This window comes from Candidatus Halobonum tyrrellensis G22, assembly GCF_000495475.1.
Lineage (GTDB): Archaea > Halobacteriota > Halobacteria > Halobacteriales > Haloferacaceae > Halobonum > Halobonum tyrrellense.
The window spans coordinates 1-22,108 of record NZ_ASGZ01000061.1; the positions used below are offsets into that span (position 1 = coordinate 1).

Genomic DNA, 22,108 nt, shown 5'->3' on the forward strand with positions numbered 1-22,108 from the left:
AGGACGGGCACGCCGAACAGTCCGGCGAAGATGGGGGTCAACACCCCGCCGACGCCGAGCGGCGCGGCGGGCGTCGCGTCGAGGGCGGCCGCGCCGAGCGCCGTCGCGAGACCGAACGCGACGGCGCCGCCGACCCGCCCCCGCCACGTCGGCTCGGTCGCCACCAGCAGCAGCGCGACCCCCGAGAGGACGACCGGCAGCCACCGGTCGAGCGTCGGGTAGCCCCGTTCGACCGCGAGCGTGACCGGGACGGCGAGCGGCAGCGCGACGGCGACGGCGACGCCGCTCCCGAACGCGGAGAGCCTGAGCGCCTCCCGTCCCCGGCCGGCGACGACCAGCCGGTGGCCGGGGAGCGCGCCCGCGGCCATCCCCGCGTCGGGGACGCCCAGTACGAGCGCCGGGACGGTGTCGAGAAACGTGTGGACGACGCCCGCCGCGAGCATCGCACAGCCGAGCGGGAGCGGCGGCGCGTCGAGCGCGGGCGCGGCCGCCGCCAACACGAGCGCGAAGTTGTTGGCGTGCAGGCCGGGGAGCAGGCCGCTCGCGCAGCCGAGCGCGCAGCCCGCGAGCGCGAACGCGAGCGAGAGGGGGACCAGCGTCGCATTCGTGGTCGCGAGCATCGGTGTCGCGACGGAGTGGCCGCGTCACCCGACGTAAACGTACGCACGAACTCGGCCCGGTCGCCCCCGCGGTCGGCCGACCCGGTCGTCGGGTCGTCGAGCCGTCGAACCACCGGATCGTCCGAACTCAGTCGTCGGCCGTGCGCTCCGTCTCGACCAGCCGGCTCGTGCGGTGGAGGTCGACCGAGTGGTCCGTCTCGCCGTCGACGACGAAGTCCGCGAGCACCTCGCCGACGACCGACGTGAACTTGAACCCGTGACCGGTGAAGCCGGCGGCGACGTGGACCGAGTCGTACTCCGGGTGGGGGCCGAGCAGGAAGTGGCCGTCGTGCGACTCGGTGAGCATGCAGGTCCGCAGCCGCAGCGTCGGTCCCGCGCCCGCCGGGAAGTACGTCTCGGCGAACTCGCGGTGGAACGCCTCGTCGCGCGGCGTCGGGTCGCGGTTCCAACCGTCGGGGTCGACCGGGTCCGCCGCGCCGAACGGCTCGTCGGGGTCGGGTTCGCGGCCGAACTTGAACCCCGGCACGTCGTACGTCGGGAAGCCGTAGGCGTACCCCTCCCGCCCCTGGAGGCTGAACACGGGGAACGTGTCGGGCTGGAAGTCGGCCGGGCGCTCGGGCTGGAGCCACGCCATCACCCGCCGGACGGGCGTGAGCCGGTCGGCGAGCGACGGGAGCAGGTCGCCGTTCCACGCGCCCGCCGCGACCACCAGGTCCTCGGCGAGGTAGCTCGCCTTCGTCGTCTCGACGCGGACGCCGTCGGGCGTCTCGCGCCAGTCGGTCACGCGCTCGCGCGCCCGGACGGTCGCCCCCTCGGCGTGGGCCGCCTCGACGTGTGCGGACACCGCGCGCTCGCAGTCGACGAACCCGCCGTCGGGCTGGAACACCGCGCGGTACTCCGCGGGGAGGTCGTACCCCGGGAACCGCTCGCTCACCTCCTCGCCCGAGAGGAGTTCGTACCCCACGTCGTGTTCGTCGAGCGACGCGCGCGCGTCGGGGACGATGTCGGCGTCGGGGTGGCCGGCGTGGATCGACCCGGTGGTCGTCAGCAGGTCGCGGCCCGTCGCGGCTTCGAGTTCCCGCCAGTTGTCGAACGCGGCGCGCGCCAGCGGGACGTAGCTCGGGTCCTCCGGCTGTGTCAGCCGGACGATGCGCGTGCTGCCGTGGCTCGACCCCCGCGCGTGGGGGACGTCGAACCGTTCGAGCCCCAGCGTGTCTACCCCGCGGTCGGCGAGACGGTAGACGGCGGCGCTGCCCATCCCGCCGACGCCGACCACGATGCAGTCGTACTCTCGTCTCATACCTGTGGCTGTGTCGTCGGGAGTATAGTTCCTCCCACACGCGCGGGCGAAGCCGCCAGCTCCGGGTCGGCGCGGACGCCTGCGGTGTGCGGTCGACCCGTTCGGTCGGCGGTCCGACGACCCGCCGGCCCGACGGCCGGTCGCGCCGCTGGCCGGCGACGGTGCGCGAAGAAAGGTGCGAGTCGGTCCGCGTCGACGGTCGGCGTCGCGCTGCCGTTCAGCCGAAGAGGTCGCCGAGACCCTCGCCGGAGGCCTCCTCTTCCTCGTCGTCGCCGCCTTCGTCGCCGCCCTCGTCGGCGGCCTCGGCCTCGTCGGTCTCCTCCTCTTCGTCGTCGTCGCCGCCCTCGTCGCCACCCGCGGCGCCGCCGGCGGCACCGCCGGACGCGCCGCCCGCGGCGGGCGCGGCGGCGGCCGTGTCGATGGCCTCCTCGATGTCGACGTCCTCCAGCGCGGCGACGAGCGCCTTGACGCGGGACTCCTCGACGTCGACGTTGGCCGCTTCCAGCACGGCCGTCACGTTGTCCTCGTTGATCTCTTCGTCCGTCTCGTTCAGGATGAGTGCAGCGTAAACGTATTCCATTGGTCTGAGTCCTCAGTGGTTATCCGAACATCGCGCCGAGACCCTCGCCGGCGTCGTCGTCGTCGTCCTCGTCGTCGTCGGACTCGTCGACGTCGGCCTCTGTCTCGGTCTCCGTCTCTTCGTCCCCCTGTTCCTCGTCGTCGGCGGCGTCGGCCTCGTCGGCGCTCGCCGTCTCGACGCCGCGGAGCTCCTCGGGGAGCGCCTCCTCGTCGTCGACCAGGGCGGCGAGCGCGCGCAGTTGCGCGTCGGCCTTCGCCACGAGCTCCGGCATGAGCTCCTCGTCGGCGATGGCGGCGTGTAGCCCCACGGACTTGGCCTCGCCCGCGGCCTTCGCGAGCAGCGTGCCCGCGGTGCGGTCGGTCGGGTACGACGAGTTGACCGAGAGGTTCCGCGCGGCGGCGGCGGCCGACTCCACGTCGGCGCGGTACTCGTCGACGTCGATGGCGAGTTCGTCCGCCTCGAACAGGACGCCCTCGGAGTACACCGCCTTCAGGTCGAGACCGACCTCCTTCGGCTCGATGCCGAGTTCGGACAGCACGTTCGCCAGGTCGTCGGAGACGGTCCCGCCCGCCTCCAGCACCGTCGAGTCCGACAGCACCTGGATCGACCCCTCCTGGATGCGGGCGTCGGCGCCCACCTGCTGGAGTTCGCCCACGAACGGGCCGGGGTCGACGCCGGTGTCGCCCTCCGGGATCACGATGTCGTTGGGCGCCACCTCGCCCGCGTTGATCGGCGCGGGCGTCTTCGAGGCTTCGAGCTGCTTGTACAGCCCGAACGGGTTGTCGTTCGTCCCGATCAACCCGATCTCGCCCCCGACGTACTCGGTCAGGTCTTCGAGACCCCCGTCGACGTCGTCGAGCGCGTAGTTGATGAGCGTGTTCCGGCTCATCCGCAGCTCCGCCTCGCCGTGGAGATCACGGCGCATCGACTGGAGCTGCCGGCTCGGGATGCCGGTGACGCCCACGATGCCGACCGAGGAGTACCCCTCGAGGAACTCGCGGAGCTCCGCGACCTCCTGCTCTTTCCACTCGGGGATGGTCTCGGTCTTGCGGACGTCGTCGGCGGTTCGCGAACTCATCAGACGGGCACCTCCACGGACGGGCCCATCGTCGTCTTGACGTAGACGCCGTCGAGGTTGAGCGGCCCCTTCTCGAGGTCCGCCTCCAGCCGCCGGATGATCACGTCGACGTTGTCCGCGATGTTCTCGGCGGACATGTCGTCGGCGCCGACGCGCGTGTGGAACGTGCGCCGGTCGCGCGAGCGCAACTGGACGGTGTTTTTCATGCGGTTTACGGTCTCGACCACGTCGTCGTCGGGCTGCAGCGGCGTCGGCATCTTCCCGCGCGGACCGAGGATCCGCCCGAGGTTTGACGCGACGTCCTGCATCATGTCGGCCTCGGCGATGAAGAAGTCCGTGACGTCGGCCAGATCCTTCGCCTCGTTCTCCTCGCCCGCCAGGTCCGACAGGTCGTCACCCGAGAGTACCTGATCGGCAACCTCCTCCGCGCGGAGGGCGGTCTCGCCCTCCGCTATCACGACGATCTGGGTGTCCTGGCCGGTTCCGCTCGGCAGGACCACCTCGTCGTCGACACGATTCGCCGGGTCGTTGAGGTCCAAGTCGCGTAGGTTGATGGCGAGGTCCAACGTCTCGCGGAAGTTCCGCTCGGGGGCCTCGTCAAGCGCTTGGGATACAGCGTCCTCGATTGAATCTGCCATTTTTCACCTCCGTAGTACGCAGGAACTGCTCCTACGGGTCAGTGAAACAGGCGTCCGCCTGTCTCAGTTCCACGGTCGGTCATGAGCAACTTAAGGCCTCCGAACCCGCCGCGGCGGTGGCACCGCCTCGCACGCGCCGAGACCGGCCGAGACGCGCCGTGACGGGTCGAGACGCGCCGCATCGGTTCGAGCCGCGCCGCGACGGGGCGGCCGACGCGGGAGGAGGTTGACGGCTCGCCCGGCGGACCGAAACCGTTTCGCCCGTCGGCCCGCCCGGACGGTCATGGACACGGAGACGGACGGGCGGGTCGGTCCCGCCGTCGGGCGCGCGCTCGACGCCGACGTGACCGGCGTGGCGACGCTCGACGGCGGGATGGTCGGCGGCGTCCACCGGGTCGACCTCGCCGACGGGCGGACGGTCGCCGCCAAGACGGGCGCGACGCCGCTGACCGTGGAGGCGCGGATGCTCGACTACCTCGGCGACCGGGGGCTCGCCGTCCCGGACGTGGTGTACGCCTCCGACGCGCTCCTGGTTCTGGAGTTCGTGGCCGGCGACGGCGCGGGGAAGGCGTCCGGCGGACTCGCGCCCGGGGCGGCGCGTGACGCCGCCCGCCGCCTCGCGGCGCTCCACGACCACACGGCGGAGCGGTACGGCTTCCCGTTCGACACGCTCTCGGGTGCGTACCACCAGCCCAACCCCCGGACCGACTCGTGGGTCGACTTCTTCCGCGAGCACCGCCTCCGGCACGTCGCGCGGGCCGCCCGCGACGAGGGGACGCTCCCGCCCGGCCTGTTCGACCGCGTGGCGGCGCTCTGTTCGCGCCTCGGCGACCACATCCCCGACGACCCGCCGGCCTCGCTGCTCCACGGCGACGTGTGGGCGAACAACCTGATGGTCGACGGCGGCGAGGTGGCCGCGTTCCTCGACCCCGCGTGCAGTTACGGCCACGCGGAGGTCGACCTCGCGTACTGCTCGTTCGTCGGCTTCGACCGGTCGTTCTTCGAGGCGTACGACCGCGAGCGGGGGGTCGAGCCGGGGTTCCGCGACGGCCGGTGTGCGGTCTACCGACTCCTCCCCGAGTTGGAACACGTCCGCCACTTCGACGCCGACCGCTACCGCCGGGCGGTCGACGCGACGCTGTCCGCGGTGGGGTACTGACCGAACCGCTCTGTGCCCGTCGCCCGCGGCGGGCGGTAGGCGGCGGCCGACAGCTATTGGCCCGTGGCGGTCGCGGGTGTCGGCGTGCCAGTCGGTCCGGTCCTCCCGCTACTCGCCGCCGTCTTCGTCGCCGCGGTTCACGCCGTCGCGCCGCGGGTGCGCGCCGCCGACCCGATCCCCCACCGCCTCTGGCTGTCGGGCGCGGGCGGCGTCTCCATCGCGTACGTGTTCGTCCACGTCCTCCCCGAGTTGCAGGCGGGCCAGGAGGCGTTCTCGGAGACCGAACTCGGCGTCGGCGGCCTGGTCCCGTACCTCGAACACCACGTCTACCTCGTCGCGCTCGTGGGGTTCGCGGTCTACTACGGCGTCGAACAGATCGCCCGCCGCGGGCGCGACGAACGGGACGAGGGCGACGGCGACGACGAGAGCGTCCCGTTCCGCCTCCACCTCGGCTCGTTCGCGCTGTACAACGGCCTGATCGGCTACTTCCTCGTCCACCGGATCGAGTCCGACCTCGTGGGGCTGGCCATCTTCACCGCCGCGATGGCGCTCCACGCGTTCGTCACCGACGCGGGTCTCGACCGCCACTACGACGACGCCTACCGGCGGTACGGTCGGTGGGTGCTCGCCGCGGCGGTGCTCGCCGGGTGGGCAATCGCGCGGGTCGTGGAACTCCACGAACTCGCGGTCGCAACGCTGTTCGGGTTCCTCGCGGGCGGTATCGTGCTCAACGTCGTCAAGGAGGAACTCCCCGAGGAGACGCGGAGCAGTTTCGCGGCGTTCGCGGTCGGAGCCGCGGGCTACGCCGTCGTGTTGCTCCTGCTGTGAGCCGTGACGCCGAGACGGGAGAGTGGAACCGGCCGACTACGCCGCGGCCTCTTCCTCGGCGAACAGGTCGTCGTACTCGCCGTCGTCGATCCGCTCTTTGAACTCGCGGGCGTCGTTCCCCTCGATGGTGACGCCGAGCGTGACGCAGGTGCCGACGACCTCCTTGGCGGCGTTCCGCAGGTCGTACGCCAGCAGGTCCGAACTCTTCTGTTCGGCGACCTTCTTGACCTGTTCGACCGACATGTCCGCGACGAAGTTCTCCTGGGGTTCGCCGCTGCCGGTCTCGAAGCCGGCCTCGTCTTTGATCAGCGCCGCCGTCGGCGGGACGCCCACCTCGATGTCGAACGAGCCGTCGTCCTCGTAGTCGACCGTGACGGGCACCTCCATGCCGTCGAACGCGGCGGTCTCGTCGTTGATCTGCTGTACGACCGCCTGCACGTCCACCGGCGTCGGCCCGAGTTCCGGTCCGAGCGGCGGGCCGGGGGTGGCCTCGCCGCCGGGGACGAGCACTTCGATGGTTCCAGCCATGGTGTGAGGATCCCGGCGGCGTCGTTTAAGGATTACCTTCCGCGCCGAGCGTGTGCCCCCGCGACACGGCCGCCCGGCGTCGCGTCCCGCGGTCCCCGTGCCCGCCCCGTCGGTCGACGGCCGGTCCCGTACGTCGGTCGGCAATCAGGCTTATGCGCGGGCCGGCAACACTTGCGCGGGATGACGGAGATGGCGTACACCAAACTGGGGAGCACCGGGCTCGACGTCTCGCGGCTCTGTCTGGGCTGTATGAACTTCGGCTCCGAGCAGTCGTGGATGCTCGGCGACGCCGACGCGAGCGTCGACCTGATCCACGCGGCGCTCGACGCGGGGATCAACTTCCTCGATACGGCGAACGTCTACTCGGGCGGCGAGTCCGAGGAGATCGTCGGCCGCGCGCTCGACTCGGCGAACCGCGACGACCTGGTCGTCGCGACGAAGGTGTACGGCGAGATGCGCGACGCTCCCAACGGGTCGGGGCTGTCGCGCAAGCACATCCTCGACCAGTGCGAGGCCAGCCTCGACAGGCTTGGGACGGACTACGTCGACCTCTACCAGATCCACCGCTGGGACGACGAGACGCCCGTCGAGGAGACGCTCGCGGCGCTCGATCACCTCGTCGAGTCGGGCCGCGTCCGCTACATCGGCGCGTCGACGACGACCGCCTACCGGTTCACCAAGGCGCTCTACACCAGCGACGTCGAGGACTACGAACGGTTCGCGTGCATGCAGCCGGAGTACTCCGCGGTCGCGCGCCACGAGGAGGCCAACCTGCTGGAGGTCTGTGAGGGCGAGGGAGTCGGCGTCATCCCGTGGTCGCCGCTCGCGGGCGGCTTCCTCACCGGGAAGTACCGCCGGGACGCCGACCCGGGAGAGGGGACGCGCGCGGCCGCCTCCGAGTCGGTGCGGTCGTACTTCACCGAGGAGAACTGGGCGGTGCTCGACGCGGTCCGCGACGTCGCCGACGAGGAGGACGCCACCCCCGCACAGGTCGCGCTCGCGTGGCTGCTCCACCGCGACCCGGTGACGGCGCCCATCGTCGGCCCGAAGTCCGAAGCGCAACTACGCGAGAACCTCGGCGCGCTCGACCTCTCGCTGTCGCCCGCGCAGGTCGACCGGGTCGCGGCCGCGAAGACGCCCCGCTACCCGAAGGCGTGAGCACCGTCGGACGGCGGCCGACCGGCGACGCCTGCCGGGGCCGGTGAACGCGCGGTCGGAAACGCGGCCGATCGACCGCGAGAGTCGACCGAACGTGCGTCGATCCGGCGGGCGCGTGACGGCCACCTAACGGGTTGGCGCACGGAAGGACAATACCTATACTGTCGCCTTCACCACTCGCCTACAATGAGTGTACGCCCGCGAGTTCCGGAGGGGAGGTCCGCGTGAGCCGGTCGTCGTTCGGCGACGTTCGGGTCGGCATCGTCGGACTGGGCGGCATCGGGCACCACCACGCCGACCGACTCACCGACCTCGGGGTCGACCTCGTCGGCGGGATGGACGTCGCGCCCGAGGCGCGCGACCGGTTCGCGGGGACGTACGGCGTCCGGGCGTTCGAAGACGAGGAGGAACTGTACGACCTGGCCGACGCGGTGTTCATCACGACGCCAAACCGCTTTCACGAGGAGTACGCGGTCTCCGCGCTCGAACACGGGCTAGACATCCTGCTGGAGAAACCCCTCGCGCACACGCTCGAATCCGCAGAGCGCATCGTCGAGGCCGCCGAACGCGCCGAGGGGTTCTGCATGGTGGGGTTCAACAACCGCTTTTCGGCGCCGGTCGAGGTGATCAAACACTACCAGGACGAGGGCCGGTTCGGCGAGACCAGCCACGTCGAGGCCAACTACGTCCGCCGGCGGGGCGTTCCCGGCCGGGGGTCGTGGTTCACCACCAAGGCGGTCTCCGGCGGCGGCGCGCTCATCGACATCGGCGTCCACGCCATCGACCTGGCGTTACACTTCCTCGACTTCCCGAAGGTGGTGGAGGTGTCGGGCGTCGCCCGCTCGGAGTTCGGGTGGCGCGAGGACTACACGTACATCGACATGTGGGGCAGCGACTCGGGCGCCGACGACTTCGACGTCGACGACTCCGTGTCGGCGTTCTTCCGGACCGAGGACGGCCACACCGTCTCGCTGGAGGCGGCGTGGGCGACCAACCGCCCGACCAACAACGAGTTCTTCGTCCGCGGGACGAACGCGGGCGCGCGGTTCGACCGCGAGACGGGCGAGTTGACGCTGTTCGAGTCGAACATCGGCGGCGGCCACCACCTCTCGGACACCGACATCGAGACGGCCGGCGTCGACACCCACCGCGCCGAACTCGGGACGTTCCTCCAGGCCGTCTCGGAGGGCGAGGCGACGTCGCGGAACACGATCGAACAGGGGCTGCAGGTCCAGCGGGTCATCGACGGCATCTACCGGTCGAGCGAGGAGGGCCGGGCGGTCCGACTCGACGAGTAGCGGCTCCCCGACCGGCGGACGCCGCCGGAGTCGCCCGCCCTCCGACCGGTTCGGGCGGCCGCCGCCCGACGGCGCGGGAATTGTAACTTTTATTCACCGCCGAGTCGACGGGCCGGTATGGACATCGGTGTGTTAACCGTCCCCTTGGCGGACCAGTCGCGCGCGGACGCGTTCGAGTACCTCTCCGGACTCGGCGTCGACGCCGTCGAGTTGGGCGTCGGCGGGTTCGTCGGCGCGACCCACGTCGACCGCGAGCGACTGCTCGACGACGAGGACGCCCGAGCGGAACTCGCGGACGACCTCGACGAGTACGACCTGCGGGTGTCGGCGATCGCGACGCACAACAACCCGCTCCACCCCGACGAGGCGACGGCGGCGGAGGCGGACCGGGAACTCCGCGAGGCGATCGAGATCGCCGACCACCTCGACGTCGGCACCGTGACCGCCTTCTCGGGGCTCCCCGCCGGCGGGCCGGACGACGAGGTGCCCAACTGGGTGACCGCGCCGTGGCCGACCGAACACCACGACGCCCACGAGTACCAGTGGGAGGTCGCCGAGGAGTACTGGACCGACCTCGCCGCCCACGCCGACGACCACGGCGTCGACGTGGGGATCGAGATGCACCCCAACATGATCGTCTACGAACCCCACGGGATGTTGAGACTCCGCGAGCTCACCAACGAGCGGATCGGCGCCAACTTCGACCCCTCCCACCTCTACTGGCAGGGGATCGACGTGACGGAGGCGATCCGCGTGCTGGGCGAACGGGACGCGATCCACCACGTCCACGCGAAAGACACCAAAGTGTACGACGCCAACGCGCGCGAGAAGGGCGTGCTCGATACGGCGCCGTACACCGAGGAGACCGACCGCTCGTGGCTGTTCCGCTCGGTGGGCTACGGCCACGGCGAGGAGCACTGGAAGGACGTGGTGTCGACCCTGCGGATGGTCGACTACGACGGCGCGCTCTCGATCGAACACGAGGACTCGCTCACCTCCTCGCGGGAGGGGCTGGAGAAGGCGGTCGACGTACTCCAGCGCGCCGTCTTCGAGACCACCCCCGGCGACGCCTACTGGGCGGAGTGACCGTGTCCGACGACCCACTCCGCGTCGGCGTCCTCGGGTACCGCTTCATGGGCGAGGCGCACTCGAACGCGCTCGCGCGCCTGCCGATGTTCTTCCCCGACGCGCCCGCCGTCGAGCGTCACACGCTCGTCGGCCGCGACGAGGAGGCGCTCGCGGCGGCCGCGGACAGGCTCGGGTTCGCCCGCACGGCGACCGACTGGGAGGCCGCGATAGACGACGTGGACGTGTTCTACAACCTCGGCCCGAACCACCTCCACGCCGAGCCATCTATCGCCGCGCTCGAATCCGACACGCCGGTGCTCTGTGAGAAGCCGCTCGCGCGGACGCTCGACGAGGCGGAGGGGATGCGCGACGCCGCCGCGGACACCGACGCCGTCGCGGCGTGCGCGTTCAACTACCGGTTCGTGCCCGCGATCCGCTACGCGAAGCGGCTGATCGACGACGGCGAACTCGGCGACATCAGGCAGGTCCGCGGCCGCTACCTCCAAGACTGGCTCGCCGACCCCGACGAGCCGTGGTCGTGGCGCAACGACGAGGAACTGGCGGGGTCGGGCGCGCTCGGCGACCTTGGCGCACACACCGTCGACCTCGCGCGCTTCCTCGTCGGCGACCGGGCGGGGGAGGTCACTCGGGTCTCCGGACAGCTCCGGACGTTCACCGACGAGCGACCGCTCGACGACGACGACGGCACTCGGGCGGTGACCGTCGACGACGCCTACTCCGCACAGGTCGCCTACGAGAACGGCGCGACGGGCACGTTCGAGGCGTCGCGCGTGACCGAGGGGCACAAGAACGACCACTCGATCGCGGTCCACGGCACCGACGGGTCGGTGACGTTCTCGCTCGAACGGCTCAACGAGTTGGAGGTGCTGACCGGCGACGACCGGGGGTACGAGACCGTGCTCGTCACCGACCAGGACGACCCGTACGTCGACCACTGGTGGCCGCCGGGGCACGTCCTCGGCTGGGAGCACACGTTCGTCCACGAGAACTACGAGTTCCTCTCGGCGGTCGCGGAGGGCCGGGAGTTCTCCCCGTCGTTCGCGGACGCCTACGAGGTACAGCGCGTCCTCGACGCCGTCGAACGCTCCGACGAGCGCGGCGAGTGGGTCACCCTCGACCGCTGAGCGGCGAGCGTGGCCGTCGCCAGCGTCGCAAACGGGTCGGCCCGCGGGTGGCGGATCCGGCGCGCGCGACGGCCGCCCCGTTCCGGTTCGGCGACCCGGCCGGAGTGAGGCCGGCCGGGGTCCGTCCGCTCAGTTCAGGGTGAACGCGCCCTCGGAGACGGTCTTCTGTGCGATCACGGCCGCGCGGAGGGTGTACGCTGTCAACACCAGAAACGGCGCGAGTCCCATCGTGTAGACGAACGCCATGCACAGCGTCATGAGGTTGATCTGCGCGTAGATCGGGCCGTTCGGGAACGCCTCGGCCCCCATCGGGAGCCCGACGATCACGTACGAGAGGACGAGGATCGCGGGCAGACCGCTGTACAGCAGGTCCCGCGAGAGGTACGAGAACTCCCGCTTGTAGTAGACCGTCTTGAAGTACTCGCGGGCGCTGATGAAGTACTGCAGCGAGTCGACGATCCGGTCGAGCTGTTCGGACGCCTCGTCGTCGCCGAGCGTCGACCCGTGCTCCGCCTGTAGCTCCCGCACCGAGTTGACGTACTCGGAGACGTCGTAGCTCGACCCGAACATCGCGACGTTGACCGCGGCGTTCTGGGGGTTCGAGACCACGTCGCGCGTCCGTTCGAGTCCGTCGCGGATCCCGTCGAGGTAGTCGCTCACCTCCTCGCGGACCTCCTCGGCGTCGGACTCGGCTTGGCCGTCGAGGTTGTCGTCGGCCTCCGCTTTGAACGCCTTCAGGTCGTTCTCGACCTGTTCGATGATCGCTTTGAGGAACTCGCCCGGGACGGGCGGGCTGACGCTCTGTTCGGTGATCTCCGCCGCCCGCTCGCGGAAGTCCCACGACTTGACCACCCGGTCGTGCTGTTCGCCGACCGGCGTGAGTTCCTGCGAGATGGACAGCGAGTTGACCGACGTCACGATGGAGACGAGCAGGATGACGCCGCTGAGCAACCGCGTGAACAGCGTGCTCAGGTTGCTCTCGGTGTTCGGACTCAGCATCTCCGCGAAGTCGCTCCAGACGAACGACATGGCGACGAACGCACAGAAGACGACCACCAGGAGGGCGGCGATGATCGTCCGTCTGCTCCCGCTGATCAGGAGCCACTGTTTCAGGCGGGAGACGTACCCGCTGCCCTCGTCGAGGAACTCCAGTTCGACCGTGTGTTCTTCGATCTCCTCTTTGACCGTCTCGCCGCGCTCTTCGACTTCCTCCGTGACCGTCATTGCTGGTACTTTACGACTCTGACGTACCCCCATGAAGCGTTTGTTTGCGCTCTCCGGGTGAACGCAGCGTTCGATCGGATCGTCCGCTCCGAATCGGACGTATCGGCACGGTGACTGGTGGGCGACCCATTCGACGTGAGCCCCCGAACCAGCGAACCGAGCCTCAGAGGTCGCGGACGCCCTCGTCGGTGATGACCCGGTCGACGAGACGGGTGGGGGTGGCGTCGTACGCGGGGTTGTCGATGGCGACCCCCTCGGTGGGTTCGAGCAGCACCTCGCTGGGGGGGCGGAACTCGTTTTCGAACTGGAAGCCGTCGTCGATGAGTTTCGCGCTCGACCCGACGACGACCACCGGCACGCCGAGTTCGTTCGCGGCGGCGGCGATGGGGAACGTGCCGACGCGGTTGTACAGCGTGTCGCCGACGATACAGGACATCCCGACGACGACCCGGTCACACTCCTCCAGACAGTAGCCCGCGGCGCCGTCGACGGAGAGGTGGGGGTCGACCCGGTCGACCGCCGCGAGCGCCCGGGCGCACTTCCGGCCGAGGTAGCGCGGGCGCGCCTCCGTGACGTGGGCGGTCATGTGGGCCCCCTCGGCGGCCGCCGCCTCGATCGCTTCGAGCACCGTCGAGGAGTAGTCGTGGGTGAGGAACGTCTCCCCATCGGCGAACGTGGTGGCGGCGTTGGCCGCCGCCTCGGTCTTGCCCGTCTCGACGCGGTCGACCACGCGTTCGATGGCGGCTTCGAGCCGCGCTTTCGCGTCGTCGACCGAGTCGGCCTCGCCGACGACCGACTCCGACACCTCGTGCATCGCCTTGTACAGCGAGGCGTGCGAGGGGTTCGCCCGGCGGAGCGCGCCGACGTTGTGTTCGACGTCGCGTTCGAGCTCGTCGAGGGTGGCGTACTCCCGGTCGACGAGTTCGCGGAGCGCGCGCGCGGCCTTCACCGCGACCACGGACGACGAGTGGGTCTGCATCTCCTGGATCTCGGCGACCGTCTCGTCTATCATGACTCGTGAGTGGGCGGTTCGGGAAATAGGTGTTCCGGGGCGCGCCGAACCGCGGGACCGCACGCGGCTCCGCCCGGCGCCGTCCGACACGCGACCGCGTCGGAACTACACGCGACCGCTCGCGTCGGGACGACACATGGCCGCTCGCGTCAGGACGACACGCGACCGCTCGCGTCGGGACGACGCGCGCCGGGAGCCGGCCGACGGCCGGACGGCAACACTCTTGAGCACGACGGCGGAAGGGACGGAGCGTCGAATGAACCGCCGAACCCGGGAGTACCTGAAGGGGCGCTTCGGCGACTACTACCGGAGCGCGACCGTCTCGCCGCCGCCCGCCGCGAACGAACGCGAGTGGGGGCAGATCCCGTTCACCGAGGGCGACGGGACCACGATGGTCCGTCACCAGTCGCTGCTCGACGTGGCGGGCGGGGCGGGCGACCTCGACGACTTTCTCGCACGCGAGGCGCCCCGGCACGCGTACTTCTCGGCGGCACGATACGACGACCCCGGCAACCGGAGCATGAGCGGGAAGGGGTGGCGGTCGGCGGACCTCGTGTTCGACCTCGACGCCGACCACCTCCCGGGGGTCGACCCCGAGACGGCCGGCTACGGCGAGATGCTCGCGGCCTGTAAGGAGGAACTGCTCAACCTGCTCGACCTGCTCGAAACCGACTTCGGCTTCCGCGAGGAGGACCTCTCGGTCGTCTTCTCGGGCGGGCGGGGCTACCACGTCCACGTCCGCGACCCGGCGGTCGGCGAACTCGACTCGGCGGCGCGCCGGGAGGTGGTCGACTACGTCCGCGCGGTCGACCTCGACTACGACGGCCTGGTCGAGAAGCGCCCGAACGAGCGGGGGACGCTCCAGAAGACGCTCCGCGCCGAGGGCGGGTGGGGCCGGCGCGTCCACGACCGGCTGGTGGCGTACGCCGACGACCTCCGGGGGATGAGCGAGGAGGACGCGCTCGCGGAACTCGAAGAACTCGACGGCGTGGGCGAGAAGACGGCCCGGACCATCTACGGCGTGCTCGAACGCAACCCCGACGGGGTGCGGGCGGGCAACGTCGAACTCGGGCCGGGCGCGGGGACGCTCGTCCGCGCGCTCGCCCGCGAGGTGGTCGAACGCGACACCGCACCCATCGACGAACCCGTGACGACCGACCTCAGACGGTTGATACGGCTGCCGGGGAGCGTCCACGGCGGGAGCGGACTCGTGGTGCGCCCGCTCGAACGCGACGCCGTCGAGGCGTTCGACCCGCTGACGGACGCGGTGCCCGAGCGCTTCCGCGACCGGCAGATCCTGGTCGACGTGACCGACCCCGGTCCGGTCGCCGTCGGGGACGACAAGACTAAGGTAGCGGAGGGAGTTCAGTCGGTCCGTGAGTACGTCGGCGTGTTCCTGATGGCACGAGGACGCGCCGAGAAGGCGACGGAGTAGCGGACACGACGCCGACGCGACCGTCGCCGTACCGTCGTCTCGCGCGACCCGCCCGCGTGGGTCGGGCGAGACCCGGAGCGGGCCGAGCGGACTGCCGAAGGGGAGAGACACGACCATGGACATCGACGACCTACGCGCGGTGCAGTCGAAGGAGCGGAGGAAGGACAGCCTCCAGCATCTTCGCGACTCCTTCTACGACGACGTCGCCGCCTACATCGCCTCGCGGCGCGACCGGCGCGACGAGCGCGCGGCGGCGGTCGACAAGCCGTTCTCCGACTCGGAGGTGCGGAAGCTCTCGGACGAGATAGAGACCGCCGAGGAGGTGGCGGAGTCGCTGTACGAACGCCGGGTCGGCAAGGTGGTCAAACTCGCGTCGTTCGCCGCCGCCGACGCGCCCGTCGACACCGAGGGGATGACCAGCCAGGAACTCGACCTGTTCGAGGACCTCGTCGCGCGCATCCGCTCGAACAAGGAGGCGGTGCTCGACGTTCTCGCCGACGGTCCCGCCGCGGCCGCCGACGGCGCCGCCGGTGCGGAGCCGTCCGAATCCGAAGCGTCCGGGACCCCGGACGCGCCCGAACCGGCCGGCACCGAGGCGTCGGCCGACCCCGAGCGGGCCGCGCCGACCGACGTGGCGGCGTCGAGTCCGGTCCCGGGCCGGGACGCGGGCGACGACGGGTCGGCCGACGCGGACCCGCCCCGGCGGACGGCGGCGGCGTCCTCGCGGACGCGATGGGCGGCGACGACGCGACGGACGGCGACGACGCGACGGACGGCGAGTCGACGCCCGACCGGGGCGCGAACCCGGAGACGTCCGACTCCGCCGGCACCGCCGACCGGGCCGAACCCGGCGGGGCGACGCCCCCGGACACGTCGGCGTCCTCGGCCACCCCGACGTCTTCGACCGGAAGCGACGACGGCGGACGGTCCCCGCCCGACGGATCCGACGGCGGTCCCGACGGCGACGCGCCGGGGTCCGACAGCGCCGACAGCGCGGATACCGCGGGCAGTGCCGACGCGCCCCCGACCATCTCGGCTGGCGCGACGGCGAGCGGGACCGGAGCCGACGCCGGGCGGGACGGACGGACCGGGGCCGAGGAGACGGGAGACGCCGGGTCCGGCGCCGCGGCGGACGGGACGGACGCCGCGGACGGCCTGGACGACCGGACGACCGTCCGGATCACCCGCGACGTGGGGCGGATCCTCGGCGTCGACGAACGGGAGTACGACCTCGCCTCGGAGGACGTGGTGTCGCTCCCGGCGGCGAACGCGGGTCCGCTCGTCGAACGCGACGCCGCCGAACCGCTGGAGTAGCGTCGGCCCGGCCGCGACCGCAACCCCTTTTCTCGCGCCCGCACCACGTGGAGACGTGCTCGAGACAGGGACCGACGCGCCCGCGTTCGAACTGCCGAACCAGGACGACGAGACGGTCGCGCTCTCCGACTTCGCCGGCGAACACGTCGTGGTCTACTTCTACCCGCGCGCGGACACGCCGGGCTGTACGACCGAGGCGTGCGGCTTCCGCGACGCCATCGAGGAGTTCCGCGAGAAGGGGACGAACGTCGTCGGCATCAGCGACGACCCCGTAGCGGAGTTGAAGGCGTTCGCCGACAAGTACGACCTCCCGTTCGACCTGCTGTCGGACGCGGACGGGTCGGTCGCGAGCGCGTACGACTCGTACGGCGAGAAGACCATCGGCGGGAACACGGTGACGGGCACCTCCCGGAACACGTACGTCGTCGGTCCCGACGGCGACGTCGTCGGCGCCTACGAGGGCGTCTCGCCCGACGGCCACGCCGACGAACTCCTCTCGGATCTCGACGACGCGGGGGTCTGACGCCACCGGGGACGCGGGCCCACTACTCACCCCTCCGCGGCCGACCCGTAGCGGCCGAGGAGTTCGGGCACCTGCCGGAGGAGCGCGCCCAGGTGGTCCGCGCCGTCGACCACCGTGAGACGGCCGTCCGGCAGTCGGTCGGCGAGTCGGCGGGCGTCCGCCACGGGGACGTTGGCGTCGTCGGCACCGTGCCACAGCCGAACCCGGCGGTCCACGTCGGCCGGGTCGACGGTCCACTCCTGTGCGAGCAGGCGGGTCTCGGTCACGAACCCGCGCGCCGTGTGCGCGAACGCCTCGACGAACTCCCGACGCGCGAGTTCCGCGACCCGGTCGGACACCGCGGCTCGGCCCTCGGGGGTCGTGTACTGCGAGACGACGAACGACGCCGGAGCGCGCTTGGCAACCCGCCCCCCGCCCCGCGCCGCGCCCGCGAGGAGGCGGGGCGTCGTCGCCGCGAGCGTCTCGGCGAGTCGGACGGCGAGCGGTCGTGTCGACCGGAGCGACGGCGGGACCGCGCCCGCGACCACGTCGACGCCGTCGACGAGGTCCCGGCGGGTCGCCGCGAGCGCCAGCGCGTGCGGGCCGCCGCCCGAGAACCCGACGACGCCGGCCCGTCGAACGCCGGCGTCGTCGAGGACCGCCCCGACCGTCGTTCCGGCGTCGGCGAGCGTTCGGTCGGGCCACGGCGACGACCGGCCGTACCCCGGTCGGTCGGGGACGAGGAGGCGGACGCCGCGCCGGCGGGCGTCCCCGTCGAAGAGGGCTCCGAGGAGCCGCGACCCGGGCGTGCCGTGGAGGAGGATTACCGGCTCGCCGTCCGGCGCGCCGTACTCGGCGTACGCGACGCGGCGGTCGCCGGACACCGAGGCGGTCTCGATAGGGGGGTCGGGTGGGCCGCCGCGCGCCCGGGGCCGGTCCGTCTCCGTCGACCGCGCGTCGGATCGGCGTGTCTCTGTCACGTCTCGGGGTTCGGTCCGCGAGGGTGTGGAACTATCCCCGGATGAATGCGGTAGTTTAAGTGAAACCGGGAGCCCTCTCCCGGCGTGAGACGGGTCACGTTCGAGGTGACGTATCCGCCGGAGTTGGCTCACCCGCTCCACCGGCGTCTCACCCGCGAGTCGGGAGTGTCGCGGATGGAACTGTTGGCGTGGGGACCGACGGCGACCGTCACGACGCTGTCGTGGTACGACGCGGACCCCGAGACGACCGCGGCGGTGCTCGCGGCGGTCGAATCGATCGCCGAGCGCCACCTCGTCGAGTCCGACGAGGGGACGTACGCGTTCGTCCACCAGACCGACTTCGAGTTCGCGGACGACCTGATGGACCTGGTGTCGCAGGCGAACGTGGTGTTCGTGCCGCCGGTGACGTTCCGCGACGACGGGAGCGCGACCGTCGAGGCGGTCGGCGAGACCGCGTCGCTGAGCGCGTTCCACGACCGACTGACCGACTTGGTCGACGTCCGCGTCGAACGCGTCCGCGCGTTCGGGCGCCGGGCGTCGTCGGCGGCGCTCACGGACCGCCAGCGGGCGGCGCTCGACGCGGCAGTCACCGTCGGCTACTACGAGGTCCCCCGGGTCGGCGGCGTCGCGGACGTCGCGGCCGAACTCGACTGTGCGCCGAGCACCGCGGGCGAACTGCTCCGGAAGGCCGAGGCGGCCGTCGTCACCGACTACGCGTCGGCGGCTCCCGCCGAGATCCGCCGCTGATACCGCTGACGCCGTCGCTTCCGAGGGTGCGCTCCGACCGACAAGCGGGACGAGAAGACGACGCGGGACCGACCCGGTTCGGCTCCGTTCGGCTCGACTCGGTCCGCCCGCGTCAGTGCCCGCGCGTGACGAGGAAGTCCGCGATGTCGGCGAGCAGCGCCCGCGCCTCGTTGTCGGGCAGGACCGACAGCCGCTGTTTACTCCGCGTGGCGAGTTCCTCGGCCATGTCGCGGGCGTACTCGATGCTCCCCGCCTCGTCGAGCGCGTCGACGGCGGCGTCCACCTCCGCCTCCGTCGCCTCCGCGGGCGTCGGCGCGGAGACCAGCGCCTCCACGTCGACGCCCTGCTGGCGGGCGTGGAGGGTGATCAGCGTCTCCTTCGCCTCGACCAGGTCGGAGCCGCGTTGTTTGCCCAACCGCTCGGAGGGCACCGTGAGATCGAGCACGTCGTCGTGGATCTGGAACGCGCGCCCGGACTCGACGCCGTACTGGTAGAGCGCGTCGGCCGTCTCCTCGTCGGCGCCCATGAGGACCGCGGGGATGGCGGCGCTCGCGCCGTACAGCACGGCGGTCTTGCGTTCGACCATGTCGAGATACTCCTCGGGCGTCACGTCGTCGCGCGCCTCGAAGTCGACGTCGAGCGACTGTCCCTCGCAGATCCGGGTACAGGTGGAGGCGAGCATGTTCACCGCCTCCAGCCCCGCCGCGGGGTCGGCGCCCGTATCCGAGAGGAGTTCGAACGCCTTGGCGTACAGCGTGTCGCCCGCGAGGATCGCGGTCTCGGTGTCGTACGCCTCGTGGACCGCCGGGACACCACGTCTGAGGTCGTCCTCGTCCATGATGTCGTCGTGGATGAGGGTGAACGACTGGATCACCTCGACGCTGACCGCCGCGCGCAGCAGGTCGAACGGCTCGCCGTCGAGCGCCGGGAACGACCGGTAGTCGGCCGACAGCGGTTCGACGTCCCCGAGCGCCTCCCCCGTGAGCAGCGAGACGGTGGGCCGGAGGCGCTTCCCGCCGGCGTCGAGGATGTAGCGGGTCGCCTCGTAGAGCCGCTCGGGTTCGGCCATCGGGAGGTCGTCGTCGATGGCGTCGTTGACCAACTCGCGCCGCTGACCGACCGCCGAGCGGACGCGCGCCTCCGTCTCCGTCTCGTCGTGGGACATGGCGTTACTCCGTCAGCTGGATCATGTTGCCGTTCTGCGTGACGTGGAGGTCACGCCCGAGCGCGTACCCCATGTTCGACGCCAGGTCGACGTACGGGGCGAATCCCTTCATGTCCTGGTGGGCGGGGATGACGTGCTGGGGCTGGAGCGCGTCGAGCATCTGGTAGTGGCCCTCCTCGCGGAGGTGGCCCGAGACGTGGATCTCGTCGTAGATGCGCGCGCCCTGCATCTTGAGCAGCCGCTCGGACTGGTAGCGCTGCCCCTCGTTCGTCGGCTCGGGGATGACCCGCGCCGAGAACACCACCTTGTCGCCGTCCTCCAGTTCGTAGGGGGTTTCGCCGCGGCCCATCCGGGTGAGCATCGCGCGCGGCTCGCCCTGGTGGCCCGTCACGATGGGGAGGAAGTTCTCCTTCCCCTCCTTCATGATCCGCTTGAACGTCCGGTCGACCGACTTGCGGTGGCCGTACATCCCGAGGTCGTCGGGGAAGTCGACGAAGTCCAGCCGTTCGGCGGTGCCGCTGTACTTCTCCATCGACCGACCCAGGAGTACGGGTTCGCGGCCGATGTCTTGGGCGAACTCGACGAGCGAGGAGACGCGCGAGACGTGCGAGGAGAACGTCGTGGCGACGATGCCGCCGTCGTAGTCCTCCATCGACGTGAGCGCGTCCTTCAGGTGGCGGCGCGCGACCGACTCGGAGGGCGTGCGGCCCTTCCGGCCGGCGTTGGTGCAGTCCTCGATGTAACAGAGGACGCCGTTGCCCTCGCGTCCGATCTCGCGGAACCGCTCCATGTCGATCGGGTCTTCGAGGACGGGCGTGTGGTCCATCCGCTTGTCGAGCCCGTAGACGACCGCGCCCTCGGGCGTGTGGATCACCGGGTTGATCGCGTCGATGATCGAGTGGGTGACGTGGACGAACTCCATCTCGACGTTGCCCGAGTCGCCGATGGACATCGTCTCGCCCGCCTCCATCTTCACGAGGTCGTTGTCGACGTTGAACTTGTTCTCCCCTTGGACCTGCTGTTTCACCAGTTCGATGGTGAACGGCGACGCGACGACCGGCGCGTCGTAGCGGTGAGCCAGTTTGGAGATGGCGCCGATGTGGTCGAGGTGACCGTGCGTGGGCACGATGGCCTGCACGTCACCTTCGAGGTCGGACATCACCCGGTCGTCCGGGATGGCGCCCATGTCGATCAGGTCGAGGCTGTGCATCTTCTCGGTCTCGACGTTGTCGTGGATGAGGACCTGACTCAGGTTGAGCCCCATGTCGAACACGACGATGTCGCTCCCTGTGCGAACTGCCGTCATCTGGCGACCGACTTCCTCGTAGCCGCCGATAGTTGCGATCTCGACTTCCATATGTTTCGATATCTCTGGTTGCGAGCGTTGAAAACCCACCGCGCGCGTCGCGGCGGACAGGCTCGTACGGAAAGCCCCGGAACACGGGTCGCTGAGGACCCCGGCGTCTTACAGCGCGTCGGTCCGCGAATCCCGCTATCCGCACGGCGGTCCGACGGTCGGACCTCGCGACGGAGTTGCCCGCGGGCTCTGTTGGCAGAACTAAGATCAGCCGCTCTTAAAACTGTGCGGGTTCGTCGCCGCACGCTCGGTGCCCGCCGCGCGACGGGGGGGAGACGCCCGTTCGCGGTCGGTTCCCCGGCGAGTGCCCGACACGCCGACCGACGGCGGGCGTTTGACCCGCCGACCGGTCCCGCCCGCCGGCGGGGTGCCCCGACGAGTCGCGAGTTCGGTCCGCGATTCCGCCCGACACCGACGGGGCGAGCGACGGCGCGCGGCCCGCCGGTCCGGTACGTTTAAACCGCGGTCGGCCGACGCCCGGTGTATGAGCGGCCGACCACTCGACGTGCTCGAGGAGGCACTTGACACGCCGGTGACCGTCCACCTGAAGGACGGCACGGCACACTTCGGAGCGTTGGCGGGGTACGACCAGCACATGAACGTCGTGCTCGAACCCACCGACGTGGAGGGCGAGACGCCCGACGAGGTGGAAGACACAACGATTATCCGTGGCGACAACGTCGTTTCGATCAACGCATGACCGGCGCAGGAACCCCCTCTCAAGGCAAGAAGAACACCACGACACACGTTAAGTGTCGCCGCTGCGGCGAGAAGTCGTACCACGTGAAGAAAAAGCAGTGTTCGTCGTGCGGCTTCGGCAAGTCGGCGAAGCGCCGCGGCTACGAGTGGCAGTCGAAGGCCGGCGACAACTGACCGGGCGGGCCTCCTCGTCGCGTCGCGTTTCTCTCGAAACCCCACCGACCAGCCGCGGGTCCGTCTCGCGTCCGCGGCCGTCCCGGGACCGTCGCGGCT

23 protein-coding genes are annotated in these 22,108 nt (G+C 70.8%); 12 read left to right on the forward strand and 11 right to left on the reverse strand.

What is annotated here, in order from left to right:
* The 5 genes from K933_RS14825 to K933_RS14845 all read right to left on the reverse strand — a co-directional run.
* A partial coding sequence (locus K933_RS14825; RefSeq protein ID WP_023395563.1) for a tripartite tricarboxylate transporter permease occupies positions 1-620 on the reverse strand: 620 nt, incomplete at its 3' end.
* A gap of 127 nt (positions 621-747) precedes the next feature.
* On the reverse strand, positions 748-1,920 hold the full coding sequence (gene solA, locus K933_RS14830; protein ID WP_023395564.1) for an N-methyl-L-tryptophan oxidase: 1,173 nt from the start codon (positions 1,918-1,920) through the stop codon (positions 748-750).
* A gap of 217 nt (positions 1,921-2,137) precedes the next feature.
* Positions 2,138-2,500, reverse strand: coding sequence for a 50S ribosomal protein P1 (gene rpl12p / locus K933_RS14835; RefSeq protein ID WP_023395565.1), 363 nt, complete (start codon positions 2,498-2,500; stop codon positions 2,138-2,140).
* 19 nt (positions 2,501-2,519) lie between these two features.
* Complete coding sequence (locus tag K933_RS14840) at positions 2,520-3,578, reverse strand: 50S ribosomal protein L10 (RefSeq protein WP_023395566.1); 1,059 nt, start codon at positions 3,576-3,578, stop codon at positions 2,520-2,522.
* Positions 3,578-4,216, reverse strand: coding sequence for a 50S ribosomal protein L1 (locus tag K933_RS14845; RefSeq protein WP_023395567.1), 639 nt, complete (start codon positions 4,214-4,216; stop codon positions 3,578-3,580). The genes K933_RS14840 and K933_RS14845 overlap by 1 nt, the downstream gene beginning before the upstream one ends.
* Before the next feature lie 283 nt (positions 4,217-4,499).
* On the opposite strand from K933_RS14845, the gene K933_RS14850 reads away from it, so the two are divergent.
* Together K933_RS14850 and K933_RS14855 are read left to right on the forward strand one after the other, a co-directional pair.
* Positions 4,500-5,375 carry a fructosamine kinase family protein gene (locus K933_RS14850; RefSeq protein ID WP_023395568.1) on the forward strand — a complete coding sequence of 292 codons (876 nt, stop codon included), beginning with the start codon at positions 4,500-4,502 and terminating at the stop codon, positions 5,373-5,375.
* 84 nt (positions 5,376-5,459) lie between these two features.
* Entirely contained in the window at positions 5,460-6,203 is a 744-nt protein-coding gene (locus K933_RS14855; RefSeq protein ID WP_049947925.1) for a hypothetical protein, read from the forward strand.
* Between the two features lie 36 nt (positions 6,204-6,239).
* Here the strand turns inward: K933_RS14855 and K933_RS14860 are convergent, their stop codons facing one another.
* Entirely contained in the window at positions 6,240-6,731 is a 492-nt protein-coding gene (locus K933_RS14860; RefSeq protein WP_023395570.1) for a 50S ribosomal protein L11, read from the reverse strand.
* A gap of 180 nt (positions 6,732-6,911) precedes the next feature.
* Between K933_RS14860 and K933_RS14865 the strand changes: the two genes are divergently transcribed.
* The 4 genes from K933_RS14865 (at position 6,912) to K933_RS14880 (ending at position 11,400) form a co-directional block, all read left to right on the forward strand.
* Positions 6,912-7,889 carry an aldo/keto reductase gene (locus K933_RS14865; protein WP_023395571.1) on the forward strand — a complete coding sequence of 326 codons (978 nt, stop codon included), beginning with the start codon at positions 6,912-6,914 and terminating at the stop codon, positions 7,887-7,889.
* Between the two features lie 224 nt (positions 7,890-8,113).
* The gene (locus K933_RS14870) at positions 8,114-9,187 is read left to right on the forward strand and encodes a Gfo/Idh/MocA family protein (protein WP_023395572.1); all 1,074 of its coding nucleotides are present in this window, start codon (positions 8,114-8,116) and stop codon (positions 9,185-9,187) included.
* Between the two features lie 117 nt (positions 9,188-9,304).
* On the forward strand, positions 9,305-10,273 hold the full coding sequence (locus K933_RS14875) for a sugar phosphate isomerase/epimerase family protein (RefSeq protein ID WP_023395573.1): 969 nt from the start codon (positions 9,305-9,307) through the stop codon (positions 10,271-10,273).
* Positions 10,274-10,275: 2 nt separating this feature from the next.
* Positions 10,276-11,400 (forward strand): Gfo/Idh/MocA family protein, encoded by a 1,125-nt coding sequence (locus K933_RS14880; RefSeq protein ID WP_080509299.1) that lies wholly within the window; start codon positions 10,276-10,278, stop codon positions 11,398-11,400.
* Positions 11,401-11,529: 129 nt separating this feature from the next.
* Here K933_RS14880 and K933_RS14885 read toward each other — a convergent pair whose 3' ends face one another.
* On the reverse strand, positions 11,530-12,624 hold the full coding sequence (locus K933_RS14885; protein ID WP_023395575.1) for a hypothetical protein: 1,095 nt from the start codon (positions 12,622-12,624) through the stop codon (positions 11,530-11,532).
* Positions 12,625-12,787: 163 nt separating this feature from the next.
* Positions 12,788-13,636: a translation initiation factor eIF-2B gene (locus tag K933_RS14890; RefSeq protein ID WP_023395576.1), complete on the reverse strand. Its 849-nt coding sequence runs from the start codon at positions 13,634-13,636 to the stop codon at positions 12,788-12,790.
* A gap of 256 nt (positions 13,637-13,892) precedes the next feature.
* On the opposite strand from K933_RS14890, the gene priS reads away from it, so the two are divergent.
* The 3 genes from priS (at position 13,893) to bcp (ending at position 16,908) form a co-directional block, all read left to right on the forward strand.
* Complete coding sequence (gene priS / locus K933_RS14895; RefSeq protein WP_023395577.1) at positions 13,893-15,071, forward strand: DNA primase small subunit PriS; 1,179 nt, start codon at positions 13,893-13,895, stop codon at positions 15,069-15,071.
* Positions 15,072-15,803: 732 nt separating this feature from the next.
* Positions 15,804-16,385, forward strand: a complete 582-nt coding sequence (locus K933_RS19340) for a hypothetical protein (RefSeq protein ID WP_023395579.1) — start codon at positions 15,804-15,806, stop codon at positions 16,383-16,385.
* A gap of 55 nt (positions 16,386-16,440) precedes the next feature.
* Complete coding sequence (gene bcp, locus K933_RS14910; protein WP_023395580.1) at positions 16,441-16,908, forward strand: thioredoxin-dependent thiol peroxidase; 468 nt, start codon at positions 16,441-16,443, stop codon at positions 16,906-16,908.
* Positions 16,909-16,934: 26 nt separating this feature from the next.
* Here bcp and K933_RS14915 read toward each other — a convergent pair whose 3' ends face one another.
* The gene (locus tag K933_RS14915) at positions 16,935-17,771 is read right to left on the reverse strand and encodes an alpha/beta fold hydrolase (protein ID WP_023395581.1); all 837 of its coding nucleotides are present in this window, start codon (positions 17,769-17,771) and stop codon (positions 16,935-16,937) included.
* 180 nt (positions 17,772-17,951) lie between these two features.
* Here K933_RS14915 and K933_RS14920 point away from each other — a divergent pair, with 180 nt between their 5' ends.
* On the forward strand, positions 17,952-18,614 hold the full coding sequence (locus K933_RS14920) for a helix-turn-helix domain-containing protein (protein WP_023395582.1): 663 nt from the start codon (positions 17,952-17,954) through the stop codon (positions 18,612-18,614).
* 112 nt (positions 18,615-18,726) lie between these two features.
* Here the strand turns inward: K933_RS14920 and idsA3 are convergent, their stop codons facing one another.
* Both idsA3 and K933_RS14930 read right to left on the reverse strand, forming a co-directional pair.
* The gene (idsA3, locus tag K933_RS14925; protein WP_023395583.1) at positions 18,727-19,779 is read right to left on the reverse strand and encodes a geranylfarnesyl diphosphate synthase; all 1,053 of its coding nucleotides are present in this window, start codon (positions 19,777-19,779) and stop codon (positions 18,727-18,729) included.
* 4 nt (positions 19,780-19,783) lie between these two features.
* A complete protein-coding gene (locus K933_RS14930) occupies positions 19,784-21,136 on the reverse strand; it encodes a ribonuclease J (RefSeq protein WP_023395584.1) in 1,353 nt (450 codons plus the stop codon).
* A gap of 484 nt (positions 21,137-21,620) precedes the next feature.
* Here K933_RS14930 and K933_RS14935 point away from each other — a divergent pair, with 484 nt between their 5' ends.
* The gene (locus tag K933_RS14935) at positions 21,621-21,836 is read left to right on the forward strand and encodes an LSM domain-containing protein (RefSeq protein ID WP_023395585.1); all 216 of its coding nucleotides are present in this window, start codon (positions 21,621-21,623) and stop codon (positions 21,834-21,836) included.
* Positions 21,833-22,009, forward strand: coding sequence for a 50S ribosomal protein L37e (locus K933_RS14940; protein ID WP_023395586.1), 177 nt, complete (start codon positions 21,833-21,835; stop codon positions 22,007-22,009). Before K933_RS14935 ends, K933_RS14940 begins: the two co-directional genes overlap by 4 nt.
* Positions 22,010-22,108 lie beyond the last annotated feature (99 nt).